We start from the raw sequence: 2,700 nt of genomic DNA on the forward strand, positions 1-2,700 counted from the left end.
TGGTATGTGTGTGGAAACATATCAACCGGCTTTATTTTTATTAGCCTATAACCGCCGTCGCATAATAGTTTGATGTCGCGCGCTTGCGTAGCGGGATTGCAACTGATATAGACAATTTTCTTCGGGTCAAGCTCTAGAATATCTTTAACAGTTTTAGGATTCATTCCGCTTCGAGGCGGATCTGTAATGATAATATCTGGTTTCGGAATGTTTTTTTCTTGTAGTACCGGCAAAAAGGTTTTGTTGAGATCAGCAAGAATAGGTTTGAAATTATTAACTTTATTCAATTCAATATTTACTATTGCATCATTGATTGCCGGCTCAACACTTTCGAAACCGTAGATTTGTTTTACATTCTTGGAAATAAAAATTGGGATTGTTCCGGCGCCGGAATAAAGGTCGTAAACAATTTCGTTGCCGGTAAATCCCGCAAAGTCTTTTGCAATTGAATAAAGCTTTACTGCTTGAGAAGAGTTTGTCTGGAAAAACGAATTTGCGCTTATCCTGAATTTGCACTCCCCAATCAAATCATAAATGAATCCTGGTCCGTGCGTAACAATTTCATAATCTCCGTAAGCAACTTGCGATAGCTTTTTATTCACGTTAAAAATAAGAGTAGTAACCTCTGGAAAGGTTTCCAACAACTCGGCTTTATATTCTATGAACAAGCGTTCATTCTCCTCGGAGACAACCAAATTTACCATAAAATCGTTTGTTGAAAACGACTGTTTTATGACCAGATTTCGTAAAAAACCGGTGTGTTTTTGGCTGGAATATGGCAAAAGCTGGTGTTTTTTTGAAAACTCGTGTGTGAAGTTTAGGATACGGTTGCTCAGATCAGATTGCAGCCAGCACTCGTCTATATTTAAGACTTTGTCAAAAACTCCCGGCACATGAAAACCTAGAGCAAAGTCTTTATCAGCAACCTCATGCATGGAATTAATCTCATTTTCGGTCAGCCATCTTTTTTCAGCAAAGGAAAACTCCATCTTGTTACGATAGAAAAATGTTTTTTCTGAAGGTTCAATGGGCAAGGTTTCAAACTTGTCCAGTCCGCCGATACGCTCGAAGATATCTTTTACCTGCTCTTCTTTAAATTTTACCTGGCTTTCGTAATTAAGGTCTTGGGCTTTGCATCCGCCGCAGACGCCAAAGTACTTACACTTCGGATTGATTCTTAGAGAAGAGAGCGTTAAAAGGTTTTTTACTTTTGCCTCGGCATAAGATTTTCGGATTTTGGTTACGAGTGCCGCGACTTTATCGCCGGGGTATGTTCCATTTACGAAAACGACAAATTTTTTTGGTTCCGTAGTATCGGTTTCCAGTGCATCTTTAATAATCTTAGCAACGCCTTTTCCTTCGAAAGCATAACCGGTAATGTCCAGTTCAAGCAAATCTCCTTTTTTCAAGATTCACCCTTTTGCATAAGCATTGAAACAAACCCTATGTATTTATCGCCGCCCAATTTTAGAAAGACATTTGATTCGTGGCTGACTTTGTTTAGAAGTTTTTTATAATAACTTTTTTCGCGGTCGCTTAAATTTTCTTTCGTTCCTTTTAGAAGCGAAACGGTCTGAGAATAATAATCCCCCAGCGTGTCTGAGAAATTCTGTTTCTCAACAATTAAGAATTTTCTCTCTTCATAATATTTCTGCAAATCATCAATGAAAAGAGGAAGCAAATTTGAAGAATCGAAAATATCAGTTATGAATTTTGGGACTTCCTTTTTTAGCGAAACAATTTCTCCGACGCAGAAAAATCCGCCAGGCATTAGTATTCGTTTTATCTCTTTGATGATTTTGTTTCTGTTGGTTAACGAAACAGACGCCTGTGCGTAGATCAGATCGAAAGAGCCGGCATCGAAATCGGTGATTTCAAAATTCATTAAGCTTGCTTTCACTTTCGAATCATCGCCTAGAATTAAATTCGAACTCATAAGCGATTCATAGTCTTCGACGATCAAGTAGACATTGCATGAATATTGTTTAGCCAAATCCTTTGCTATTTTCTCGCTGCTGGACCCAATTACTAAAGCCTGTTTAACTTGTATGGATGAGTTCTTCCGAAGAAAGTCGAGTTGTTTGCCTAATCCCGGCAATAATATTTTTGATACTGGAGACATTACTTTAGAACAATCATCTTTTTGGTTGACGAATAAGCACCGACAGCTAATCTGTAAAAGTAAACGCCGCTGGATAATTGTGAATTAATAATTGAGAATTGAGAATGATGTACTCCTGCACCTTGGTATTCGTTGATCAATGTTGCGGCTTTTCTTCCAAGCATATCGTAAACTTTTAAACTTACATTTCCCGCGGCAGGCAATTGATAACTAATAACCGTTTCCGGGTTAAATGGATTTGGATAGTTCTGTTCAAGCCGAAACGAAGGGCTATCGTTTACCATCGAAGTCACACCTGATGTTCCCGGGAACGGAGGACTTCCGGCATTAAGCCAAGCAGTGTAAATCAAACATGCTAATTTGTATGATGCATTTTTGAACAAGCTTTCTGTGTACGATCCGCTTAATTCCCACAGTTTCTTATAATAAACATCGCTATTGTTGCTTCCGGCGTAGGATTTTGCTTGGTTATCGTCATTGATAACCGAGTCAACAAATTGATAATTGTAATAAATTGTAGAAAATACAAAATCGGAAATATTGCTAATAAAGTGAATGCTATCGCCCTGATAAACTAA

Annotated in this window: 3 protein-coding genes; all 3 read right to left on the minus strand. The window is 38.1% G+C overall.

Annotated elements, in window-relative coordinates:
• A partial coding sequence (rlmD, locus tag ACYC56_RS14705) for a 23S rRNA (uracil(1939)-C(5))-methyltransferase RlmD (protein WP_461374921.1) occupies window positions 1–1,409 on the minus strand: 1,409 nt, incomplete at its 3' end.
• Window positions 1,406–2,122 carry a methyltransferase domain-containing protein gene (locus ACYC56_RS14710; protein WP_461374922.1) on the minus strand — a complete coding sequence of 239 codons (717 nt, stop codon included), beginning with the start codon at window positions 2,120–2,122 and terminating at the stop codon, window positions 1,406–1,408. The genes ACYC56_RS14710 and rlmD, both read right to left, overlap by 4 nt.
• The coding region (locus ACYC56_RS14715) for a T9SS type A sorting domain-containing protein (RefSeq protein ID WP_461374923.1) at window positions 2,122–2,700 on the minus strand (579 nt) is incomplete at its 5' end. The genes ACYC56_RS14710 and ACYC56_RS14715, both read right to left, overlap by 1 nt.

Source organism: Candidatus Aquicultor sp. (genome assembly GCF_054640775.1).